The sequence below is a fragment of the Enterococcus sp. DIV0546 genome, from assembly GCF_051712785.1.
GTDB classification, from domain to species: Bacteria; Bacillota; Bacilli; order Lactobacillales; family Enterococcaceae; genus Enterococcus; species Enterococcus faecalis.
The window spans coordinates 971,147-994,554 of the sequence record NZ_JBIOPO010000001.1 but is presented as its reverse complement, the minus strand read 5'-3'; the positions used below and the strand labels follow the sequence as shown (position 1 = coordinate 994,554).

The 23,408-nt window shown below is 36.5% G+C and carries 22 protein-coding genes; 6 read left to right on the top strand and 16 right to left on the bottom strand.

Going from position 1 to position 23,408, the window contains the following annotated elements:
* Window positions 1-195 precede the first annotated feature (195 nt).
* On the top strand, window positions 196-957 hold the full coding sequence (locus IGJ24_RS04840; RefSeq protein WP_002380188.1) for a WxL domain-containing protein: 762 nt from the start codon (window positions 196-198) through the stop codon (window positions 955-957).
* 114 nt (window positions 958-1,071) lie between these two features.
* On the opposite strand, the gene IGJ24_RS04835 is transcribed toward IGJ24_RS04840, so the two are convergent.
* The 3 genes from IGJ24_RS04835 to alsS all read right to left on the bottom strand — a co-directional run bounded on the left by IGJ24_RS04835 (window position 1,072) and on the right by alsS (window position 4,677).
* Window positions 1,072-2,151 (bottom strand): PA2928 family protein, encoded by a 1,080-nt coding sequence (locus IGJ24_RS04835; protein ID WP_438775363.1) that lies wholly within the window; start codon window positions 2,149-2,151, stop codon window positions 1,072-1,074.
* A 157-nt stretch (window positions 2,152-2,308) separates the two neighbouring features.
* The gene (gene budA, locus IGJ24_RS04830) at window positions 2,309-3,013 is read right to left on the bottom strand and encodes an acetolactate decarboxylase (protein ID WP_002369572.1); all 705 of its coding nucleotides are present in this window, start codon (window positions 3,011-3,013) and stop codon (window positions 2,309-2,311) included.
* Window positions 3,014-3,024: 11 nt separating this feature from the next.
* Window positions 3,025-4,677, bottom strand: a complete 1,653-nt coding sequence (gene alsS / locus IGJ24_RS04825) for an acetolactate synthase AlsS (protein ID WP_002357923.1) — start codon at window positions 4,675-4,677, stop codon at window positions 3,025-3,027.
* A gap of 277 nt (window positions 4,678-4,954) precedes the next feature.
* Between alsS and IGJ24_RS04820 the strand changes: the two genes are divergently transcribed.
* Entirely contained in the window at window positions 4,955-5,866 is a 912-nt protein-coding gene (locus IGJ24_RS04820; protein WP_002385983.1) for an LCP family glycopolymer transferase, read from the top strand.
* A 52-nt stretch (window positions 5,867-5,918) separates the two neighbouring features.
* Here IGJ24_RS04820 and IGJ24_RS04815 read toward each other — a convergent pair whose 3' ends face one another.
* The 3 genes from IGJ24_RS04815 to IGJ24_RS04805 all read right to left on the bottom strand — a co-directional run bounded on the left by IGJ24_RS04815 (window position 5,919) and on the right by IGJ24_RS04805 (window position 9,670).
* Entirely contained in the window at window positions 5,919-7,262 is a 1,344-nt protein-coding gene (locus IGJ24_RS04815) for an NADH peroxidase (RefSeq protein WP_289865581.1), read from the bottom strand.
* A gap of 184 nt (window positions 7,263-7,446) precedes the next feature.
* Window positions 7,447-8,139 carry a response regulator gene (locus tag IGJ24_RS04810; protein ID WP_174125759.1) on the bottom strand — a complete coding sequence of 231 codons (693 nt, stop codon included), beginning with the start codon at window positions 8,137-8,139 and terminating at the stop codon, window positions 7,447-7,449.
* The gene (locus tag IGJ24_RS04805; protein ID WP_048949595.1) at window positions 8,120-9,670 is read right to left on the bottom strand and encodes a Spo0B domain-containing protein; all 1,551 of its coding nucleotides are present in this window, start codon (window positions 9,668-9,670) and stop codon (window positions 8,120-8,122) included. The genes IGJ24_RS04810 and IGJ24_RS04805 overlap by 20 nt, the downstream gene beginning before the upstream one ends.
* A 147-nt stretch (window positions 9,671-9,817) precedes the next feature.
* Here IGJ24_RS04805 and IGJ24_RS04800 point away from each other — a divergent pair, with 147 nt between their 5' ends.
* Both IGJ24_RS04800 and IGJ24_RS04795 read left to right on the top strand, forming a co-directional pair.
* Window positions 9,818-11,143: a 2-hydroxycarboxylate transporter family protein gene (locus IGJ24_RS04800; protein ID WP_002357930.1), complete on the top strand. Its 1,326-nt coding sequence runs from the start codon at window positions 9,818-9,820 to the stop codon at window positions 11,141-11,143.
* Between the two features lie 31 nt (window positions 11,144-11,174).
* The gene (locus IGJ24_RS04795; protein WP_438775362.1) at window positions 11,175-12,344 is read left to right on the top strand and encodes an NAD(P)-dependent malic enzyme; all 1,170 of its coding nucleotides are present in this window, start codon (window positions 11,175-11,177) and stop codon (window positions 12,342-12,344) included.
* Between the two features lie 72 nt (window positions 12,345-12,416).
* On the opposite strand, the gene IGJ24_RS04790 is transcribed toward IGJ24_RS04795, so the two are convergent.
* The 4 genes from IGJ24_RS04790 to ireB form a co-directional block, all read right to left on the bottom strand.
* Complete coding sequence (locus IGJ24_RS04790) at window positions 12,417-13,265, bottom strand: helix-turn-helix domain-containing protein (RefSeq protein ID WP_002385984.1); 849 nt, start codon at window positions 13,263-13,265, stop codon at window positions 12,417-12,419.
* Between the two features lie 500 nt (window positions 13,266-13,765).
* The gene (locus IGJ24_RS04785) at window positions 13,766-14,071 is read right to left on the bottom strand and encodes a DUF1292 domain-containing protein (RefSeq protein ID WP_002357933.1); all 306 of its coding nucleotides are present in this window, start codon (window positions 14,069-14,071) and stop codon (window positions 13,766-13,768) included.
* Window positions 14,072-14,108: 37 nt separating this feature from the next.
* Window positions 14,109-14,531, bottom strand: coding sequence for a Holliday junction resolvase RuvX (ruvX, locus tag IGJ24_RS04780; RefSeq protein ID WP_002357936.1), 423 nt, complete (start codon window positions 14,529-14,531; stop codon window positions 14,109-14,111).
* The gene (ireB, locus tag IGJ24_RS04775; RefSeq protein ID WP_002357937.1) at window positions 14,528-14,797 is read right to left on the bottom strand and encodes a regulatory phosphoprotein IreB; all 270 of its coding nucleotides are present in this window, start codon (window positions 14,795-14,797) and stop codon (window positions 14,528-14,530) included. The genes ruvX and ireB overlap by 4 nt, the downstream gene beginning before the upstream one ends.
* A 435-nt stretch (window positions 14,798-15,232) precedes the next feature.
* Between ireB and IGJ24_RS04770 the strand changes: the two genes are divergently transcribed.
* Both IGJ24_RS04770 and IGJ24_RS04765 read left to right on the top strand, forming a co-directional pair.
* Window positions 15,233-15,985: a threonine/serine exporter family protein gene (locus IGJ24_RS04770; RefSeq protein ID WP_174125761.1), complete on the top strand. Its 753-nt coding sequence runs from the start codon at window positions 15,233-15,235 to the stop codon at window positions 15,983-15,985.
* A 5-nt stretch (window positions 15,986-15,990) separates the two neighbouring features.
* Window positions 15,991-16,491, top strand: a complete 501-nt coding sequence (locus tag IGJ24_RS04765; protein WP_002382172.1) for a threonine/serine exporter family protein — start codon at window positions 15,991-15,993, stop codon at window positions 16,489-16,491.
* A 51-nt stretch (window positions 16,492-16,542) separates the two neighbouring features.
* Here IGJ24_RS04765 and IGJ24_RS04760 read toward each other — a convergent pair whose 3' ends face one another.
* The 6 genes from IGJ24_RS04760 to walK form a co-directional block, all read right to left on the bottom strand.
* The gene (locus tag IGJ24_RS04760; protein WP_267591715.1) at window positions 16,543-17,409 is read right to left on the bottom strand and encodes a TIGR03943 family putative permease subunit; all 867 of its coding nucleotides are present in this window, start codon (window positions 17,407-17,409) and stop codon (window positions 16,543-16,545) included.
* An 18-nt stretch (window positions 17,410-17,427) separates the two neighbouring features.
* Window positions 17,428-18,342 carry a permease gene (locus IGJ24_RS04755; protein ID WP_002357942.1) on the bottom strand — a complete coding sequence of 305 codons (915 nt, stop codon included), beginning with the start codon at window positions 18,340-18,342 and terminating at the stop codon, window positions 17,428-17,430.
* A 210-nt stretch (window positions 18,343-18,552) separates the two neighbouring features.
* Window positions 18,553-19,359 (bottom strand): MBL fold metallo-hydrolase, encoded by an 807-nt coding sequence (locus tag IGJ24_RS04750; RefSeq protein ID WP_002357943.1) that lies wholly within the window; start codon window positions 19,357-19,359, stop codon window positions 18,553-18,555.
* Between the two features lie 56 nt (window positions 19,360-19,415).
* Window positions 19,416-20,270: a two-component system regulatory protein YycI gene (locus IGJ24_RS04745; RefSeq protein ID WP_002365516.1), complete on the bottom strand. Its 855-nt coding sequence runs from the start codon at window positions 20,268-20,270 to the stop codon at window positions 19,416-19,418.
* On the bottom strand, window positions 20,270-21,580 hold the full coding sequence (locus IGJ24_RS04740) for a YycH family regulatory protein (protein ID WP_002385989.1): 1,311 nt from the start codon (window positions 21,578-21,580) through the stop codon (window positions 20,270-20,272). Before IGJ24_RS04740 ends, IGJ24_RS04745 begins: the two co-directional genes overlap by 1 nt.
* A complete protein-coding gene (gene walK / locus IGJ24_RS04735) occupies window positions 21,577-23,406 on the bottom strand; it encodes a cell wall metabolism sensor histidine kinase WalK (protein WP_002357946.1) in 1,830 nt (609 codons plus the stop codon). Before walK ends, IGJ24_RS04740 begins: the two co-directional genes overlap by 4 nt.
* Between the last annotated feature and the right edge of the window lie 2 nt (window positions 23,407-23,408).

Sequence of the window (23,408 nt, the reverse complement as noted above, 5' to 3'; positions counted from 1 at the left end):
CCTCTCCCTTTTCATTAGTGATACCTGATGATTTCTTTTATATTTTAGCATGCTTGATATAACGAATGGTGCTCAAAAAAGACAGAATCAACAAGTAAAAATTGTCGACTCACCTTTCTCAACTAATATTAAAAACTATCTGTCTCAATATTTTCGAATTTCCTGTAAATTACTGATAAATAAAAACAGCTCCTTTTGCGTATACTTATATTATCAGCACCTAAAGGAGGAACTTTCTTGAAGCAAAAAAATCTACTCACTTATCAATCACTTGCAGCCTTGTTGCTAGTATTCAGTCTCTTTAGTTTTGACCCATCGGTTTCTTTTGCCACCCGTTCTGGAAAAACGCCTGTTTCAGTTGAACTAGAAATTGGAGGGCTGCCTGGTGATGAATCGGTTGACGATGCCATTGATCCTGATTTAGAAAATCCTAACACTAGTTTTGACTTGCTCTTTATTCCGAAAGAATTTACTTTTGAAACCCAAGCGATTTCTGGTGATTTAACGGCAGTTCCTATACGACCTTCTGAAGGCAATACTCATACAATGAGACACTTCGGGATGGGGGATGTTCGCGGAGCCTTAACTGGTTGGCATGTCACTGCTGAAATCCCACACATGCGAAACGAAGCTCATTCTTTACTAGGCATCATTACGTTTCAATTAACAGGCGGCTATGCTCGCTATGACAAAACGTTAAGGCGTTTCTTTATGACAAATACAATGTATGGACTGGATTTTTCAGAAGATCCTGCTGCACCCGACTTCCCGACCAACCCAATTATTATCGGTAACGGTGCCACTTTAATGAGTAACGCTGGTGATAGAAAAGGACAAGGAATGTGGAGCGGCCGCATGACCGATATTTCTCTTGCAATCCAAACCCCTGTTTCACAATTATTTCCTGGCGCATATACAGGTTCGATTATCTGGAATTTAATCTCTGGACCTGCATAAAATAAAAAAAACGCTTAGAAAACTAGCGGAATCACTACTCTTCTAAGCGTTTTTTTATATCATAAGGACTATTTGCTCCTTCTATTTGTCTAAGCATGCTTTACCACTTTTCGTTTAACGAATCACTTGGCCCCAACGGTAATCAAACTGATACTCTTGATTACCATTATTCAGGTTAATTTTGTATAAATAACGCGGGACTTTAATGAATAACGCATCCTCTACTTGAAAAGCTTCAATAGGTACATTTTCTTTAGTTAAAAGCAACGGTGTTTGCCACTCGTATGTTTTTTTCTGCCAATTGTATAAGCCAACTATCGCTTGATTACTTTGTCTTTTCTTGTATGACAGAACATAATAATTTGCTTCATCTTTCTTGCCTAATAAAACTGGTGCTATTAGTTGCTCTTCTAGTTTTCCTTGCACTGTTGTACGCTCTTCCGATGACAGCTCTTGACCAATTTGACTCTCATTTGAATCTACCGTCCATTTAGGCGCTTCTTGTGTTTGAAAGACTTCTTTGAAAGTTGGGTCTTGTTTTAACTGCCAATTTTTCAAATCTAATTGATAATATCGATTGTTTAATCCATAAATATAGAGATAGCGATTATCCATAAAACGATAATCAACGAAATCAGAGCTTAAACAGTCTTTTAATTCAGGGAATTTCTTCACTAAATCCGCTTCAGAAAACTGTTTTTTCCCTGTTTTTGTATCTAGTAAGTAAATGGCCTCGTTATCAGCATTATTCAAAACCACATATTGATCTGTTTGACCAATTAAATAATCACGCCAGCCTAAACGTTTACTCCACATTCGTTCGCCCGTCTGACTATTAACAGAAATCACTTGAAACAATGAGTTACTAGTGCTAATGCCATTCGTTCGTCCATTTGGGATAATCATTCGCTCGATAGAAGTTAATCCTTTCGTTTTTTCAGAATAAAACGTCGCACTTTTCTCTTCAATCGTTACTGAACGAAACATTCCGAAAAAGATTAAACCAGCAAAATGTACCACTGCAAGATAAACCAACAAAATTAACGCATAGGGAACCAGTCTCCTTGTACTCCGTCTTATTAAGGAAATAACCAAAATACCACTAATTACTATAAAAATAATTGCTACAATGATGACAAAAATATCATGATAGAGCCAACCAGATAATTGCCAACTTCTATAAAGTGTGTCCATTACGCCATCCTTTCCAATTGTTATTTGCTTATTATAAAAAGGATACTATTTTTTTTTGAAAAATAACAACAAAAAGCGACGAACAGCAATAAGCCCATTCAAGTTGACTAACTAGGTCAACTTGAATGGGCGTGGAGAAATGTGCCTTGTTATTCAGTTATTCCGCTTCTTCAATTGCAGACAAAGCTTTTGCAATATCAATTTCTTTATTCCGATAATCAGCATCATGAACTGGAAAATGCTGCCGCAATTCTGCTGCTTCCATCCACGAAACAGTCCCTTGTTTAATGCCAAAATCAAGAATGTGCCCACCAAATTGGTGATCCTCACTGATAAAGTGCAAATGAAACCCTGCGGCAGAGGCACCATGAAATAATTTAGGTGTAAAGAACCCTACAACTGTTCCCTGAATATTCTCCGCTGTAAATTCAGGTTGATTGCGTGCGGCTTCTACAAATGGTGGATACGGTTTTTCTTGTTTAGGTGCCACACGGACATGCATCTTCGCAAAAAGACCGCTAATTTTAATTGCCGCAAAAAAATTAGGACTAATTTTTTCTAAAATTTGTGCTTTAATATTTTCATCGGTTTCTGTTGATACAGGGAATGCGCCATCTTCTTGAAAACGAGTAACTGCGGCATATGGCGTTAATTCTTCGCCTTCTAGAATAGCAATTTCGCCAGTTTGATTTGCATGATACAATGTACCGTCCAATAAAATAATTTCGCCATTTGAGCCTTCTAATGTCCCAATTCCAAAATCACCTTGCGTGAGTAACGTACCAATTTCTGCCGTTCCTGCCATCAAACTTTCCATTAAACCGCCTAGCGTACCATGTTGATAAACATATTGTTCGCTCATTTTTCCATCTCCTAATAAAGTTGATCTGGTAACAATGTTTTACCTAATTCTTGATTATCTGAATAATCCACAGGAACATCAATAATCACTGGGCCTTCTGTTTGCATTCCTTCTTCTAAAGCTGCGGCAAATTCTGCTTGTGAATGTACTCGAACCCCTTTGGCTCCAAAAGCTTCAGCATATTTCACAAAATCAACTGGACCAAAATCTACGCCAGAGGATCGATTATATTTCATTTCTTCTTGGAATTTAACCATATCATAACTACCATCATTCCAAATAATATGCACGATATTTTGCTTTAAACGAACCGCTGTTTCTAATTCTTGCGCCGAAAATAGGAAACCGCCGTCCCCAGAAACAGAGATAATTTGTGTATTCGGACGAACCAGCGCAGCCGAGATTGCCCAAGGCAAAGCGACACCTAATGTTTGCATACCGTTACTAAATAATAAATGACGCGGTTCATAACTTCTAAAGTGGCGAGCCATCCAAATGTAATGGCTCCCTACATCAACAGTAACTGTCATTTCATTCGTGGTTTTTTCTTGAAGCGTTTGAACAATTTCTAATGGATGTAATCGATTTTCAATTGTACTTGTTTTTACTTCTTTAATCGTTAATTTTTCTTGAAGCGTTTCTAAATAATCTTGCGCATCTTCTGTTAATATTGGTTCACTAAATGCTTCTGATAATTTCAAAATATTTTTAGACATATCACCAATTAGCTCTTCTTCCGGTTGCATATATTGGTCAATTTCCATTTGAACTTCATCAATAACAATAACGCGCGCATCTTTTTCTGCATTCCAATTACGTGCCTCATATTCAATTGGGTCATAACCAATCGCAATCACTAAATCACTTCTTTTTAACAAACGATCCCCAGGTTGGTTTCGAAATAAACCAACACGCCCAAAGAAATGTTCTTCTAATTCTTTTGAAATAATTCCTGCTCCTTGGAACGTTTCCACGACTGGCAAACCAGTTATAGCAACCAATTCACGAATGGCTGCGGTAACTTTTCGTGCAGAGGCCCGCATTCCTAAAAGTAAAACAGGTAATTTCGCTTGCTTGATTCGTTCAGCTAAAGCTGCGATTGTTTCTGCTGATGCATGGCCCAGTTTCGGAGCCGACAAAGGCTTAATTGCTTCGCCTGTCACCGGACTATCTGTGACATCTTGTGGGATCGATAAGAATGTTGCGCCTTTTTTCGCTGTTTTGGCGATACGGTAAGCATTGGCAATATTTTCAGATAATGTTTCTGGATCTTGAATTTCTGTACTGAATTTTGTTATTGGACTAAATAATGCAGCATTATTCATGCTTTGGTGAGTTAATTTTGACAAATCGGACCGTTTCACCTGTCCAGCCAATGCTAAAACAGGGTCCCCTTCTGCAGTCGCAGTTACTAACCCAGTTGCTAAATTGCTGGCACCAGGTCCACTAGTTGCAATAACTAAGCCAGGCTCTCCCGTCAAACGACCAATCCCTTGTGCCATAAAGGCTGCATTTTGTTCATGTCGAGCTAAAATTAATTCTGGACCTTTGTCAACTAATGCATCAAAAACCCCATCAATTTTTGCACCGGGAATCCCAAAAATATAGGGCACTTCGTGATTGATTAAACTTTCTACTATGATATCTGATCCTTTTTTACTCACTGTTATACCTCCGATTAAAATCTGTACTAATTACAAATACAAAAATACCACTAAAATTCTAATTAATCAACAATGAAACACCTTGAAAACGTGTAATATACTAATTCGCATATTTTAATAGAATTGAGATATTTCAAAAGATTAAGCAAAAATAATGCAAGATACCTTAAAGTTTTATAGTCTTTCAACAATTATTATATACTTCTTCACTAAAAATTAGTAAGATTAACCTATAAGAAAAAAATCACAACCTGTGATAAATTATTGGAGGAAAAATATGTCAAAAGGGAAGAAAATTTTTGCCATTATCTTTGGAATTATCTTGGTTCTATTTCTTGCAGTTGTTGGAATGGGAGCAAAACTTTATTGGGATGTTTCTAAATCAATGGATAAAACCTATGAAACAGTAGAACGATCTAAAAAAAGTCAGGTCAATTTAAACAATAAGGAGCCTTTTTCTGTTTTATTATTAGGGATCGATACAGGCGATGATGGGCGTGTCGAGCAAGGTCGTTCGGATACAACAATTGTTGCAACAGTTAATCCTCGTGACAAGCAAACAACCTTAGTCAGTCTTGCTCGCGATACCTATGTAGATATTCCAGGTCAAGGAAAACAAGATAAATTGAATCACGCCTATGCTTTTGGTGGGGCATCTTTAGCAATGGACACAGTTGAAAACTATTTAAACATACCTATTAATCATTATGTTTCAATTAATATGGCTGGTTTAAAAGAATTAGTCAACGCGGTTGGCGGAATCGAAGTGAACAATAATCTGACTTTTTCTCAAGACGGGTATGATTTTACGATTGGTAAAATTTCATTGGATGGTGAACAAGCACTCTCCTATTCAAGAATGCGTTACGAAGATCCTAATGGTGACTACGGCCGCCAAGAACGTCAAAGAAAAGTGATTGAAGGCATCGTCCAAAAAGTCTTAAGTCTTAATAGCGTGAGCAACTATCAAGAAATTTTAACAGCTGTTTCTGATAATATGAAGACAGATTTAAGTTTTGATGACATGAAAAAAATTGCCTTAGATTATCGCAGTGCCTTTGGTAAAGTGAAACAAGACCAACTTCAAGGTACTGGTTTTATGCAAGATGGTGTTTCCTATCAACGTGTGGATGAACAAGAATTAACTCGTGTCCAACAAGAGTTGAAAAATCAATTGAATACAAAATAAAAATAAAACCCACGAGTACTATAAATACTCATGGGTTTTATTTTCTCTTCTATTAACGTTCTTGTTTCACCGCTTCTAAAGCCGCTGTATTAATAATGTTCCAAGGTTTGTCAAACGCTGGTTGGAAGAAGAAGTCCGCATAGGCTAAGTCTTCAATCGTCATTTTGGCTTGAATCGCTAATGAAATAGCATTAATGTTTGCAGTTAAATCTGCTTTTGACATTAATTGAGCGCCTAAAATTTGTGTTGTTTCAGGATCATACACTAATTTAAACCAAGCTTTTTGTTTGTCTGGATTAAAGTCCATCAAGTAGTCTTCTACTACTGTCACCGCTTTTGTTTCTTTTCCTAATTTTTGAGCCATGACTTCGTTAATCCCTGTTGAAGCAAATTTATAATCAAAGACGGCCAAGCCAGAAGATCCTTGAACACCAGGGAAAGGTTTAACTGGTTCCTCTAGGTTTTTCACAGCAAAGCGACCTTGTTTACGAGCATTCGTTGCTAAGGCAATATTTACTTCTGCGTCTGCAGGATTGTATTTAATTAACGTAGCATCCCCTACTGCAAATACATCCGGCTCACTTGTCCGCATGTATTCATCCGTCTTGATTAGGCCATTCGGATGTAATTCCAAGGTACCTTTTAACCAAGCAGTGTTTGGACGGACACCAACCGCTACAACGACCAAATCAGCATCGTACGCATTTTTATCTGTAACGACTTTTTGCACACGACCGTCGCCTTCGTAACGTTCAACTGTTTCACCAGTTGCAATGGTAATATTATTAGCTTCCATCTCTTCTGTTAAAACATCTGTAAATTCTTTATCTAGATATACCCCTAATGGACGATCTAAAATGTCAATAACAGTAACCTTTTTGCCGGCTTTTGCAAATGCTTCGGCAGCTTCAATCCCAATATAACCACTACCAATCACAACCACATTATTGACTTCTGGATCTACTGTTTTTTGTTTTAATTTAATGGCCCATTGACGACCACGCATCAAGTAAATATTATCCAAATCTTTACCTGGAATATCTAATTCAAATGGGACAGCTCCGGGACTGATGATTAATTTATCATAATTTTCAACACGTTCTTCACCTGACACTAAATCTTTCACTGTCACTTGATGTTCTTTTGGTTGAATCGCTGTAATTTCAGTATTAGAAAAGACATTTACACCACGGCTCTCCATTTTTTCGCCAGTCATATAGCGAACAGAATTAACATCTTTCACTTTTCCTTCTAGGTACAACTGCATGCCACAAGACAAGAATGAGATAAAATCACCTTTCTCATACCATTGAATTTCTGCATCAGGATGAAGATTTAGTAATTCCTCTACCGCTTCATAACCTCCATGTGATGATCCTAAAACAATAACTTTCATCGCTCGTTCCTCCCATATAATATTATTTCTTACATAATAAAGAATATCATATATTCTCAAAAAATAACAAATAATATCCTCTTTTCCATTCTCAATTAAGATCTTTAAATGAGAATAAAAAGGAGTATCCTCTGTATTTCGCCACTTTTCAATTACTTTTTAATTTACTAAAAAATAAAAAATACTAAATTCTCCGATACGATTGATAGGGACGCCCCACTTTTAAATAGCTATTTTTACTTTCTAAAAGGTTATTTTTTTCTAGAAACAACACATATTTGCGAACAGAAACATGTGAAAGCTGACTCGCTTCTGATAATTCTTGAATCGTAAAATAGTCGGTAAATTCGTCTATTTTTTTTAACAATAATTGTAATGTTGCTTGTGTTAGTCCTTTTTCTAAGGACATGTTTTGAAGAGTTTGTTCATTTTTACGTGCGTTTGTCTGTGAAGAATGAAACAATTGGTCCACTTTTGTTTGCGAAAGCTCCTTCGTTTCCAGCGTGAATTGAGCAGCTTTTTTCTGATAGTTTTCGATACTTTGTTGAAATCGTTCAAAAGAGAAGGGTTTAACTAAATAGTCTAAAACGCCTAAATGTAAGCTTCGTTTAACGTTTTCCAACTCGTTGGCAGCCGTAATCAGGATGACTTCTGTGTCAATTTTTTCATCTCTAATTGTTGCCAGATAGGTCAAGCCGTTGCCATCTTTCAAATGAACGTCTAATAAAACAAGTGCTGGTTGTTTTTCTTTCGTTAATTGTAGACCTTCAGCAATTGTTGCAACCGTAAAAATAGTCGGTTGGTGAATTAATTTTTCAAGATATTTTTGATGTATATATGCAACCATAGGATCGTCTTCAATAATCAATAGGTTCATTTTCCTCTGCTCCTTCGTAATGAACATTTATGCGAAGGACAAGCCAATTGTTTTGTTGGTTTTCCCAAGTCAATGTCGCTTCCGCATTCTCTAATAATCTTGCCAAATAAGAAGTGAAAAACTCTTGCTCAAAGCGTTCCAGTTGTTCTTTTGGATAAGCAAACGAATAAGTCGTCGTCAAACTTCCTGGCTGATAATCAATGGTTTCAATGATCTCTTCTGGTAACGGTTGTTCCATCAGGAAACGATGAATATAACGGTAGATAGCAATCAAATTTTGCGTATCTTCATCTCGTTTATTTGGTGGAATTTCTGGATAAATTTCAATAGCTAATTGTGTTTTAATTTCTGCAAACTTGATTCTTTCCCCACTTAAAAAACCTGCTAGAATAGGATTCCTAACCAAAATAGCTAAGCGCTGTGCAAATTCCTTTTCTGGTTTCAATAAATCGGCTAGATAATGTTTTAGCGCCTCATAATCTTCTAAATCGACTAAGCCATAAATGACATGCATCTTATTCATAAATTCGTGTGATTGACTTTGTAATGCCGAAGCATATGTTGTTGTGCTGACAAGCTGTTCTGCGACAATAAACGTTTCCGTCGCATTTTTCAGAAAGATAACATGCCCAATTGTTTTTTTACGGACATTAATCGGGGCGATTGAGACGAAATAATCCTGGCCATTTTGACGATAGAATTGCTCTGTTTTTGAATGTACGATTAATTTTTCAGGAGATAAAACCAATGCTGAAAGTTTCTTTCCTAGTAAATTTTCTTCACTATTTGTTATATTATGATACATTTTAGTTGCTTCAATATTTGCTAATAAAATATTTTGATCGGTATCAATCACAAGGATTGCGTCTTTCGTTTCCTCAAGCATGGCGTTTCGCTCTTCTAATAGACGAGCAATTTCTCTTGGTTCTAAATCGTGTAGTTGTTTTTTTAAATAATAAGAAACTACGATGGCTAATATAAAGCCAAAACCAACACTTAAAAGGACACTCACTGTGTAATCATTTTTTGTTCGTTCAATCAATTGTGAAAGCGAGGTCATTTTAATGCCCATTGCCACAACCCCAATTTGTTTTCCTTGATCATAGACTGGGACAAAACCTCGTAATGATTCTCCTAAACTCCCTTGACTAACAGATAAATGTTCCTCCCCTTTTAATGCTCGCACTTCATCGCCACCTTCAAAATGCTTACCTATTTTTTGGCGATCAGGATGTGTTAAACGAATCCCTTGCATATTCATAATCACGATAAAATCCAACTGATGGATTTCACCTAAACGAACCGTATACGCTTCCAATTCATCTGAATAGTGATCATTCTTTAAGGCTTCAATAACATTCGGTTCAATAGCCAACTGTTCCCCGACGGCTAAAAGTGCTTGCTCTTGGTTTTTACGAACTTCTTTAATTGTTTGAACCGTCGTTACTCCGTAAAAGAAAGTAATCATAATAATTAATGTTGCAATAAAAATCACTGATAAGAAGCACCATAATTTCCCGCCACGCTTCATTCCATCCCTCTTTTCTCTTCAAATAAAGTATAGCATAGGAAGATTTGGTTAAAAAACTTTTCTTTAGTTAAATTAATTAAATAATCTACTCTACAGAAAACGTTTACATTATGATGAATATAGATTAAAGTTATAGGAGGAAATAGCATGGAAAAGAAATTGCACGCAACAGCTGCTAATGAAACAGATTGGCGCAACAAATTAACCAAAACGAGGATTGGTTCGGTTACGTTACCTGTTTATCTTGTAACAGCTAGCATTATTCTTGTTACGGCTCTATTAGAACAACTACCAGTCAATATGTTAGGTGGTTTTGCCGTAATTTTAACAATGGGTTGGTTACTTGGAACAATTGGTGGAAATATTCCTATTTTGAAACATTTTGGCGGTCCCGCAATTTTATCTTTATTAGTACCATCAATTATGGTCTTTTTCAATTTACTCAACCAAAATGTCTTAGACTCAACAGATATTTTAATGAAACAAGCAAACTTTCTCTATTTCTATATTGCATGTTTGGTCTGTGGAAGTATCCTTGGAATGAACCGCAAAATTTTAGTCCAAGGTTTAATGCGCATGATTGTCCCGATGGCATTAGGAATGATTTTAGCAATGGGCGTTGGGACCCTTGTTGGAACGCTGTTAGGTCTCGGTTGGAAACATAGCCTTTTCTATATCGTCACTCCTGTTTTAGCTGGTGGAATCGGTGAAGGCATTCTTCCTTTATCCCTTGGTTATAGTGCCATTACTGGATTGCCAAGTGAACAATTAGTGGGGCAATTAATTCCCGCAACCATTATTGGTAATTTTTTTGCTATCATGTGTTCAGGTTTACTTAGTCGTTTAGGAGAAAAACGCCCTGAACTTTCTGGACAAGGTCAGTTGATCAAAATTACCAATTCAGATGATTTAAGTGATGCTTTAGAAGAAGACAAAGCACCAATTGATGTAAAATTAATGGGCGCTGGTGTTTTAATTGCGTGTACCTTATTTATTACAGGCGGTTTATTGCAACACTTAACAGGCTTTCCTGGTCCTGTTTTGATGATTGTTGTCGCAGCCTTTTTAAAATACTTAAATGTAGTACCGAAAGAAACCCAACGCGGATCAAAACAGCTTTATAAATTTATCTCTGGCAATTTTACGTTCCCGTTAATGGTCGGCTTAGGTATGTTATATATTCCTTTAAAAGATGTCGTAGGAATGCTTAGCTGGCAATATTTTGTTGTGGTAATTAGTGTCGTTTTCACTGTTATTGCTACAGGATTTTTCGTTTCACGCTTCATGAATATGAATCCCGTTGAGGCTGCCATTGTCTCCGCTTGCCAGAGTGGTATGGGTGGGACTGGCGATGTGGCTATTTTAAGTACAGCCAATCGAATGAACTTAATGCCGTTTGCACAAGTTGCGACACGATTAGGCGGTGCCATTACAGTAATAACAATGACTGCTATTTTTAGAATGCTTTTTTAACTATAAGTGAATTATTTAGGAGGAAAATGATATGTCAACAAAAGATGTAAAAGAATTAGCGATTGAGCAAGCAAAAAAATTTGGGGGGAAATTAGAAGTCTGCCCTAAAGTTCCGATTGAAACAAAAGCAGATTTAGGAATTGCCTACACACCAGGTGTTGCGGCTGTTTCTTCTGCCATACATGAAAAAAAAGAACGCGCTTACGAATTAACGACAAAGAAAAACACCGTCGCCGTTATCAGTGATGGTTCAGCAGTTTTAGGTTTAGGTAACATTGGTCCTGAAGCAGCGATGCCTGTCATGGAAGGAAAAGCTGCATTGTTTAAACGCTTTGCTGGTGTAGATTCGATTCCCCTTGTTTTAGATACACAAGATACCGAAGAAATTATTCAAACGGTGAAATTTTTGGCTCCAACCTTTGGGGGAATTAACTTGGAAGATATCAGCGCTCCTCGTTGTTTTGAAATTGAACAGCGTTTAATCGATGAGCTAGATATTCCCGTTTTCCATGATGATCAACACGGGACAGCGATTGTTGTTCTAGCGGCTTTGTACAACAGCTTAAAATTAATCAACAAGAAAATAGAGGACATTCATGTGGTAATCAACGGCGGTGGCTCCGCTGGTCTTTCAATTACAAGAAAATTTTTAGCTGCTGGCGTAAAACATATTATCATTGTTGACCGTGCAGGGATTCTGAGCGAAACAGATACAGCTCTGCCACCACACCACGCAGAAATTGCGAAGTTAACCAATCGGGAACATCGTACTGGTGATTTAGCTACTGCTCTTGAAGGCGCTGATGTCTTTGTTGGTGTTTCAGCACCAGGTGTTTTAAAACCCCAGTGGATTCAACAGATGAATGAGCAGCCAGTTATTTTTGCAATGGCTAACCCGGTTCCTGAAATTTTTCCTGATGAAGCTTTAGCGGCAGGCGCTTATATTGTCGGCACTGGTCGTAGTGACTTTCCGAATCAAATTAATAATGTGTTGGCCTTCCCTGGTATCTTCCGCGGTGCCTTAGATGCTCGGGCGAAAAAGATTACGATTGAAATGCAAATTGCCGCTGCCAAAGGTATTGCAAAATTGATTCCCGATAATGAACTCACGCCGACCAATATTATTCCCGATCCATTCCAAGAAGGAGTCGCAAAAGTCGTCGCCGACAGCGTCCGTAACGCTGTCAAAGAAACAAATTAAAAAGAGAAAAAAAGAACAACCTAACTCCTCTTGAGTTAGGTTGTTCTTTTTAAAATCTGAAACGATAATTCATTATTTAAAACTGATGTTAAACTCTTGCATATCTTTTTCAATATAAGTAAGTAATTTTTTATTTTCAAAGAAACGTGTAAAGTAGTACGCAATACGATAATCTTCAACAGCATCTAGTCCTAGCATTTGTTTATTAAACGCTTTTTCGTATAATAAGCAATCTAAAGAGTAAATAGAACTGTGCGTCCGATTAATTTCGATTCCTTTATCACTTAATTCAATACTCTTTGCATAGTCTTTAATTAATGAATAGAATTTTGCGGTATTATAATAAATACGGCATTGCTCTAATGGATAATCTAATTTGAATTCGCTTAGCAATTGTAAAGATTTATCGTAATAAACTTTTGCTTTTTCAATATCATCTTCTAATTCATATAAAATACCGATCGCATTCATACTCAAAATATTATAAATATTAATATCACGACTAATTTCAGAACCACGATGTAAATAGAACAATGCTTCGCTATTATTTTTCTTACCTAATAAACTCGTAATTCCTTTATAATAGAAAAATTTTGTTTCTAAAATTCTGTTTGAACTTTCGATATCATCTGGATAGTCTTTCAACAAATCATAGGCTTCATCGTGCTTAAAGTAAAAGCATAATTCTTCTACTTTATTTAATAAGCTTTCGAGTTTTTTCTCACTAGAACCTTCGATACATTCTTCCACTTGTAAGTCTAAACGTAGACATACAGATGAGAAAATGTCTAAACTGTCACACACATTTTTGTTTTCAATGTTACTAATTGTTGCTTGTGTACAAATTCCTTTTGCCAATTCAGCTTGCGATAATTTTTTCTTTTTACGCGCTGTTTTGATTTTTTCTCCCGCTACTCTCACAGTCAAAACTCCAATCTTTCTATTTTTTTTGTATTAAATATACCATCATTTTACAGATAATGTTATAATGAAGCTATCATAATAAAGGAGGTGAAATATATGTTTGATTTACTTGCTTTATTAACTGGAATTTCAGTTCGTGGCAATGCACCACACCAATAATTACGTGTTTGTTTAACTGAATTTCTGACGGCTCTACCTATGCCAGTAGGTGGAGCCATTTTTTTATTTAATATTATAAAATTAACAGTATTTCTGAAACCTCACACTTAGTATAACACAAATTATAAATTATGCTAGATAGTTACCAAATTAACGTCATTACAAGGATGTTACGTTTTTACAACATCTTGTAAAACTAGACAATGCTGTCCTTCTTTATCCACCACACTCAATGATAGTGATAGTATCTTATGATAGAAACAACATGTACATTATAACAATTATTATTAAGAAAGCTACTTCTCAATAGGAGAAGTAGCGCTTCTCTCGTTACAGTTTTACTCTTCTTCTTCAGCCATGAATGTATTGAAAACTTCTTCAATCATATCCCATTCAGCGTCTGTTTCGATTTGCTGTAAATCGCCTTCTGTACCTTCTGCGTTTTCCACATATGAGTAAGCTTGCAATTCAACATCTTCATCCTCAGGAATTCCTGCTGGATATAATAAAACATAATTTTTACCGAATTCTTCTTGACCGTCAACAGTTAGTAAGATCTCGTATAATGTTTCATTTCCTTGTTCGTCTACTAAAGTAATGTGTTCATGTCCTTCGTGATCATGATCGTGGTTGTGTTCTGTCATTCTTCTTCTCTCCCTTGATGTATTCAAAGCTCGATAATTATCGGCTATGTGCATCTAAATAATTTTGTAGAATCATTACTGCCGCTAGTTTATCAATGACTTTTTTTCTTTTGGCTCTTGAAGCATCTGCTTGCTCCACCAAGAAACGCTCTGCTTGGACAGTTGTTAATCGTTCATCTTGATAGTCAACAGGTAATTGAAATAATTCTTGAATCTTATCACCATATGCCATAGATGCTTCAGCTCTAGGACCGATGGAATTATTCATGTTTTTCGGTAAACCTACGACAAATTTTGTGACTTCGTATTCTTTCACCAATTCACCTAATCGCTCAAAGCCGAAGTTCTCTTCCTCTTCGTTGATGCGAATAATTTCGATGCCTTGCGCTGTCCAACCTAATAAATCACTAACAGCCACACCGACTGTCCGTGAACCTACATCTAGCCCCATGATCCTCATTTGATATCGATTCCGTGGTTCGCTAAGTAATATTTGGTTAATTCTTCCATGATTTCATCACGTTCATGACGACGAATTAAGTTTCGAGCATCTTGATAACGAGGAATGTAAGCCGGGTCCCCAGAAAGTAAATACCCTACTATTTGGTTAATAGGATTGTATCCCTTTTCTTCTAATGCCCGATATACGGTTTCTAACGTTTCACTGATTGCTTTTTTTCGATTATCATCAAAATCAAAGCGTACTGTTTCGTCTGTAAAACCCATTTTACTACACCTCACTTCTACTTTTATACAATTTCATTTTACTAGAAAAGAACCGAAACTACAAACAAAATTTCTTCTCCTTCTCTCTTTTTTGTTATTTCTTAGTCTTTTATTAATAAAGGCTTCGTAAAAAAATGACAGCCATCGATAATTTTAAAATTATAAAAACAAATACACAACTTTATAAAACAAGAATAAAGCTCTGCTAAATCGCCAGAATATCACCTTTCCCTTCAATTCATTTTGTGAAAAAATCGACGTTTTTCTTTTGAAAACTTTTAAATATCTATGATTAAATAATATCAGCCTTTTAATGTTACAATTCGCTAACAATCTGTTTACGATGTAAATTTTCGATTGCAGCTGTTATTTATTTCCTCTTTTTGGTTCGTTTGTAGTACACTAGAAGAAAATACATAAAGTGAGGCTTGCTCAATGACTCCTGCTCATTTGGATTTACTTTTAGAAACCTGTTTGTTAGCTGGTAAAATTATGATAGAAAGCGATGCAGAAATGTACCGTGTTGAAGATACAATGAGCCGAATTTCGCTTGCTTCTGGCAACTATCGAATGGTTAGCTATGTGACACAAACCGGGTTATTTGTTGGCATAGATGGAACCTCCACGATTCGTATGGTTCAAGTAATGAAACGTGGCATTGATTTAGAAAAAATCTCTCGTGTGAATCAGCTGTCTCGTGCTTATGTGGCTGGTGATTTTTCTTTAGAGGAATTACTGAATAAACTAAAAGTGATTGATAGTGAACACCGACATTTTCCAATTAGCGCACGCATTGTTAGTGCGGCCGTTGTCAGCGCTACAATTATGATTCTTTTTGGTGGTGTCTGGTCCGATTTATTCTTGACTTTTCTGATTGGTGGTTGCGGCTATAGTCTTTATTATTTTAGTTTAAAGTTTCTCAAGATTAAATTTTTATCTGAATTTTTAGCTTCGCTGTTCATTGGTGCAGCCGCTATTCTTTCAGTCAAATTGGGACTCGGACAATCACAAGATTTAATCATCATTGGTTGTGTCATGCCTTTAGTGCCTGGTGTGCAAATTACCAATGCTCTTCGCGATTTGCTAGCCGGACACTACTTATCGGGTGTTTCTCGTGGGACTGAAGCATTAATGACTTCAGGAATGATTGGTTTTGGCATTGCTTTTGTCTTTCAACTTTTCTATTAAAAGGAGTGACTTACTTGCTAGGAATCGTTTTGGTACAATTTATCTTTAGTTTTTTAGCTTCTGCGGCGTTTGCAATTATTATTAATGTTCCTCGACGATCACTGGTGGCTTGTGGTCTAACTGGTAGTGTAAGCTGGATGCTTTATTGGGTAATCGTTGAAGTTTTTAGTGGAAATGCAGCATTAGGTTCCCTCATCGGTGCTGTCGGTGTTGCGGCAGTAAGCTACCTATTCTCGAAAATATTGAAAATGCCTGTCACGATTTTTAATATTCCTGGTATTGTTCCATTGGTACCTGGTGGCTTAGCTTATCAAGCTGTTCGGAATATCGTAATTGGCAATTATGAAAAAGGCGCCTATTTTACCGTGCAAGCTGTAATGATTGCTGGGGCAATTGCGTTAGGCTTAGTCGCTTCTGAGGTTTTCAATCAGAATATCCGCAGCTTTCGAGAAAAAAGAGAATCTTTGGGTTTTATTCGTCGTAAGCGCAACAAAATTAAAAAATAGATAGCAAAAAAGTTGGTTGCTTCCATTTGATAAGGAAGCAACCAACTTTTTTTAAAAGGAACGATAGACATATTGATTTTTTGGTGCTTGATCTGCTTTGACTTTCTCCACTTGCACAGTTGGTATTTGTCGTTTAAACGGTGGATAATAGGACAACTCAACGGTTCCAGTAATCGTTACCCAATCATTGTTTTGAAATTGAGTATGTTCAGGAAAATGAACCAACAAGCCAAAAACGCCAGAGTCAGCGACACAATGAATAATCCCAAAACGGAAGACAAACTGGTCAACACTTTCTTCTCTTTTTGAATTATAGACAAAGCCTTTATAAGAAATCCTTTTCCCTACAAATTGACTTGGATAATTATAGATTAGTTCCATAATTTCCAAATAGTTTTCATCCGTAATTGAAATCACAGATTGGCCATCATATTGTTTCATGGCTTTTGCCATCTGTTTGTCATAATCCGTCTTATTGAAATACATACTTGTATCAGGTTTCAAATATTGCGTTTGCATATCAGGATCCCCTACTGATTCTTTACTTACTGGAAAGTTAAATCCTTTTGCTTCAACGATTGTTGTGTCTAAACTAACTGTCGGAAATAATAAGCCAACAATCAACGGTAAAGAAAGTAGTAAATAGGCAAGCCCTCTTTGGCTGGGTTTTTCCAAATTATGCTGATGGCCATGATGTTCATGTCCCCCATGTTGGTGCATGTCTTCATGTTTTTTTTGCATTGATGGATCTGCTTGGTTCCACAAAATCAATTGGACAATCGCCATAATAAAAGCTAAAACCATTGATAAAACAGCTAAGTAATTATAATGAATATTGATATATTGGTTCAGTTCACCTGAAATTTGAAGATACATCATCAACCCCATATATCCAATTAAAATAATAAATCGTATCATCGATTGTAGGCCTCCTTTCTAAACTACTGCCGCATAAATAGTTACGACAAGCGCCACTATCAAAACAAATTGTACAATGAATGACATTTTAAAATAACGTTTCATCATCAATAAATTTTTAATATCTACCATTGGACCAAAAACTAAGAAGGCGACAATTGGTCCTGTTCCAAACAAACTCAAAAGAGAAGAACCAATAAATGCATCTGCTTCTGAACAAAGTGATAGAGTGGCAGCGATGACTAGCATGACTAGAATCGCTAAAATCTTTGAGTGGCCCAATTGCATAAGCGCACCAGTTGGAATATAGGTTTGCATGATTGCTGCTAACAAAGAACCAAAAATTAAATAACGACCCGTATCAAAAAATTCATCAATACTATGGGTTAACGCTGACCAGCCGTTTTTCCAAAATGAACGAGCTTCATCAACGTGTTCATGCGTATGAGCAACCTGCTCTTCTTTAATCTGCGCCAACTCTTTTTCTGTTAAAATTGATTCTTTTCGAAAATAAGCTAACCAAATGCCGATAACCCACGCGACAATCATACTGCCTAAAACTCGCCAAATCACAAATTTTGTTGCGCCACTAAAGGCTACGTATGTTGAGAATAGCACAATTGGATTAATGATTGGTGCCGTTAACATAAAAGCAAAAGCGGTATGTGTTGGTACATCTTTTTTAACAAATTGATGCACAATGGGTACGATCCCGCATTCACAAGAAGGGAAGAAAAACCCTAGGAAACTACCTACACAAATTGATAAAAATTTATTTTTAGGTAACACTTTTTTTACTCGTTCTGGTGTTAAAAAAACATGTAAAGCGCCTGAAATCAAGCAACCTAACATGACAAAAGGCAATGCTTCGATAATAATCGAAAGAAAAATAGTGCTCATCTGTAAAACAGAGTTTGGTAAAAATTGAAACATCATAGACCTCCCACTAGTAAAAATCTAGTTAACTATACTCCTAACACCAGACAAACACAAGTATTTGTCAAAAAATTAACTAAGAGTTTAAAAGTATTATCACCGATGTCTCTGTCAAACCAGCTGGATAAAAGAACAAAAAATGAGCATGGGACAAAAATCACTTTGGATTTTTGCTCCACACTCAAAAACTGATAGACCACCATTATTCTAAATTTGAAATAACTCTGAGGCTGAATCGGGGTCTGTATCATATACCTTAAATGCTTCACCGACGCCTAAATCCTTTTGCTTCAAAGTAGACTCCATGGCCATTCGCGCATGAAGTTTCGTATTATTTTCTTTGCTAAGATGACCTAAATAAATGCGTTTTGTTTTATCACCTAATACATCCGCCATCACAAGAGCACCATCATCATTGGATAAATGGCCTTTATCTCCTAAAATCCGTTGTTTAAGACTCCATGGATAAGGTCCTGCTCGCAAAATTTCAATTTCATGATTGCTTTCGACTAAATAAGCATCTGCATTTTCAATCGTACCACGAATATGATCGCTACAATAACCTGTATCCGTTAGAACAACAAAGGAACGATTATTGCGATGAAAACGATAAAATTGAGGCGCAATCGCATCATGTGAGACACCAAAACTTTCAATGTCCATATCTCCCAAGGTCAAAACTTTGCCCATTTCAAAAATATGTTTTTGAGCGACATCGACTTTGCCAATCATGGGATCCATCGCTTGCCACGTTTTTTCATTAGCATAGACATCTAACTTATATTTTCGCGCTAACACGCCAACGCCGTGAATGTGATCCCGATGTTCATGTGTAACTAAAATCGCATCTAAATCTTCTGGTTTGCGATTGACTTCTGCTAACAGTGAAGTGATTTTTTTGCCACTTAAACCCGCATCTACTAATACTTTCTTTTGGTTGGTTTCAATAAAAAGGGAATTGCCTGTACTGCCACTGGCAAGAACACTGATATTAAAAGCAAACTCTGAATCCATTTAAAACTCTTCCCTTCTACATTACAACATTAACGTGTTTCATTATACAACGGACCTTAATGTTTTTCCACCTTTGGCACAGTATTATTTGTGATGATGGTATTACTTACGGCATTCACCTGTTCAATTTCAACTGAATCTTCACCAGTAGAAATTCCTACAAACCAGACTGGAACGTATACATTTTTCTCACGAATTTTATAAATTCTTGAATAGGCCAATTTAATGAATGTTATTTTGGAATTACTAGGAATCCGGTTATTCATATAGAGCGTGTCTATCGCATCACGATTGGAATATAAATCCGTTTTGTCTCGTAACTCTTCAATATTTTCAATGTGCGTTTGCGAATATTTACTAATTTTCCATAATTCACCTGACGTATCTGCTAAAATACTTAATTTTGCCGTGTCGTCTCTAAAGGGAATTCCTTTATACGATTGTGCAGCCACAATTTCTGCCGTTGGCTCTTTTAAATGAGAAAATTCTGGTAAGTATTGATATTCGTCTCCGAATAATAAAGCATTTTTTTCATTTAAAAAGGTACTTAAATCTTTATCAATTTTCTTAGGATCAATAAAATAGTTTTTACTAGGTACACTCGTTAAAGTATTATCCGCAATTTGCAGCCCATTTCTCAAAAAATTTTTATTCTTTTCACGTTGGATTTTTAAAGCAGCAGAAAAATTGGTTTGTTCGCCACTTAAATAATAGCCTTCCAATCGTTCTGAAGAAAGTGTCCCTTTATACGAGATGTTATCTTTTTCCAACCGACTTTCAATCGATTCTGTTTGGCTGGAAGAAGAGACGTTGCTCTCTTCTTGTTGACCTTCCCGATAAATTCCAAATAAAAAGATATTTAATCCTAAAAATGCTAAGAAGAAAATCCACTCAATTCGTTTAAAATCCATTAGCCCACCTCCAAGCTTGGTAATTGTTTTACCAAGTCCGTTGCAGTGTACCAATTGTTGTTATAAAGGACATACCATTCCGGACTTAAATCAACGACTTGTTTGACTTCTTCAATTGTCTGCCACGTATAACCGATAACAGCCGATTGGATTTTTTCCTTTTTAGCACCAGCCGTTTCTAAACGCTTAATCAATTTTTCCGTGCTTTCCAGCGTCACTTCTTCTTCTGAAGGAATCGGTACTTGGATTGTATTCACACTTGTGTTAATGGTTACGCTTGGTGCAGCACCATCGTTGTTCGTGATGCGAATATCCACTTGGCCTTTTAAATCATTACTGAACACTGGGAAACCTTCCACAAAAGTCCGATAATTGACACTATCTTTCGTTCGATCAAAGTAACGTAAATTCCCCATATTGGTTCCTAAACGTTTTACATAAGAAAAGCTTTGATTATAGATTGAATCCCGTTTATTCTCTTCTGGCAAGGTCCCTTTAAAATCGATTTTCCCCAGTTTTTCTTCTGCAAACAATCGTTCTTCTTTACTCGTGTAGGTTAAGTCTTGACTGTCTTCATTGGTTTGGATATCTTCCGTTTCATTGAAAAAAGCATTCCTAAAACGAGTAACTGGTTGCGAAGCTAAAATATAACTGTACTTTTTCAACTTCATATCATTGGTTAAATAACATTGCCCTTGTTTGGTTAGCGTATTTTCGGAAACGTCTTGATATTGCAATCCCTCTTTATTGATAATTCCCATTAAGCGCGCCTTATTGACAGTCATGGGCGCTTCATAGACGTTGGCTTGGTCATAATCTAAAAAACGTATCTTATTTTCGTTAAAATCCAATTGAATTTTCGTAAAATACTGGTCCGTCAACTCATTAAAGTTAGTAAAATTAATGGATAGATTATAAATCGAAGCATAGTCCGAGATTAAAAAGGGACCTTGATAAAGAAGTTCAATGCCTTGTTCCATTTGGTTGTAGCGCTTAAGTTGCTCTGCATTTTTTGTCACAACTTGTGTCAATTTACCAAACGTAGCCATTTTAATATCATTTTGAACATTACTAATTAATGTTTCACGATTACTTTGCATCGCTTTTCCATCAGTTATTCGAATCAATTGCAAAGGTAAATAGACATCGCCAATGGCTTTTTCATTGACAGCTGTTGTGACTTGGCTTCCCGACTTCATTTCTGGTATTTTTTTGGCAGAATTCAGCCAGATATTGACTGAAAAATATATACTTAAAATGACCATCAAAATCAAGCCAATTCTTGTAATCCATTCTGATAATTTCATCATTCCCACCAATCCTCTTCATAAGGTTCATATGGTAGTGAAATATAGAAAGTCGATCCTTCACCTTCTGTACTTTCCACCCAAATACTCCCGTTATGGGCCCGAATTACTTCTTTAGAAATTGCTAAACCTAAACCAGTCCCACCTTGTGCTCGCGCACGAGCTTTATCCACACGATAAAAACGCTCGAAGACTTTCCCGAGATCTTTTTTAGGGATGCCCAAACCTTGGTCCGAGATACTAAAGACGACATTATTATGTGTTTCAACTAGTCGGCAGGTAATGACGCCGCCATCTGGCGAATACTTAATCGCATTGTTCAAAATGTTGTCTAAAACCTGAATTACTTTGTCTGTATCTAACTCTACCCATAAATCGCGTTTAGTAAATTCACGGCGAATTTTGTAATTTTTTTGCTCATTTTCAATCATCATATCAAAGCGATCCAAGACAAAATTAATCAATTCGTTAAAATTCACATACTCTAATTGAAGATGTGTATTCCCAGAGTCCATCCGAGATAAATTCAACAAATCATTAATCATACGAATCATCCGGTCGGTTTCTTCTAACGTGACTTTTAAGAAATTCGGCGCAATCTCAGGGTTTTCCCAAGCCCCTTCACTCAAAGCCTCTATATAACTACGCATACTTGTCAAAGGCGTTCGCAACTCATGAGAAACATTGGAAACAAATTCCCGTCTTTCCCGTTCGTTTTTTTCCTGTTCTGTAACGTCATGAAGTACGCAAACTAAGCCAGTAATAAATCCTGATTCCCGACGAATCATCGTAAAGTCTACCCGGATAATCATTTGGTCTTCTTCACGATCAGACGTTGAGCGATCAATCAGCAGTTCATCTGGCTCTTCTAACAGCTTCCGCAATGTGTAATCTTCTTCAATATCTAACAACTCTAATAACGAGGTCCCAATCACATTTTCATTTTTTACATTTAATAATGAAAGGGCCATTTCATTAATCGTAATTACCTTTCCGCGGCGATCCGTCGCAATGACACCATCTGTCATATGCGTTAAGACACTATCTAAACGATTTCTTTCTGCTTCCATTGTTTCTTGTGCTTCTTCAATCCGTTCTGATAATTGATTAAATGTTTCTGCTAATTGGCCTAATTCATCTTTTCCATGGACTTCTACTTTTCCAGCGTAATCACCACGAGCGATTCGAATGGCTTGCTCGCGCATTTCACCAATCGGCTTCGTGATTGATCGTGCAATCAGTAAGGTCACAATAATCGAGATTGCTGCGGCAATAATAGAAGCAGTGAAAAAGATACTTGCTGTGTTGGTAATTTCTTGGTATTTATTTTCTAAATTACTTTTCACATAAAGGACGCCAATCACTGTTTCTCCAGTAGGCGATTGAATCGGCTGAACATTCACATACACACGTTTATCATTATCTAAAGCTTGATATTTTTTACTCGTAAAGTCATTTAAATCACGATAATCATTCTTTTTCCCAATAATATTTTGTTGATTTAAATCATTGGTTGCCCGAATAATCCCTTTATCATCGACAATTCTCGCTTCAGAAATGTCTGCATTTGAAAAATCAGATAACGCTTTTTTCAAATTTGCATCAACGTCACTACGTTCGAGATCTTTGTTGCTCATCTGCGTACTTAACGTATTTGACAATTGGACAACCTGAGAATCCATATTTTTCTTAAAATCGGAAATTGTAGTGGCTTCCAATTCACGAATGAAATAGCCACCAATGATTTGAATCGCGATTAGTAACAGCAGAATAAATGATAAAGCAATCTTAAAATTAACAGATTGAAAAAAGTGAACTTTTTTCTTCATAC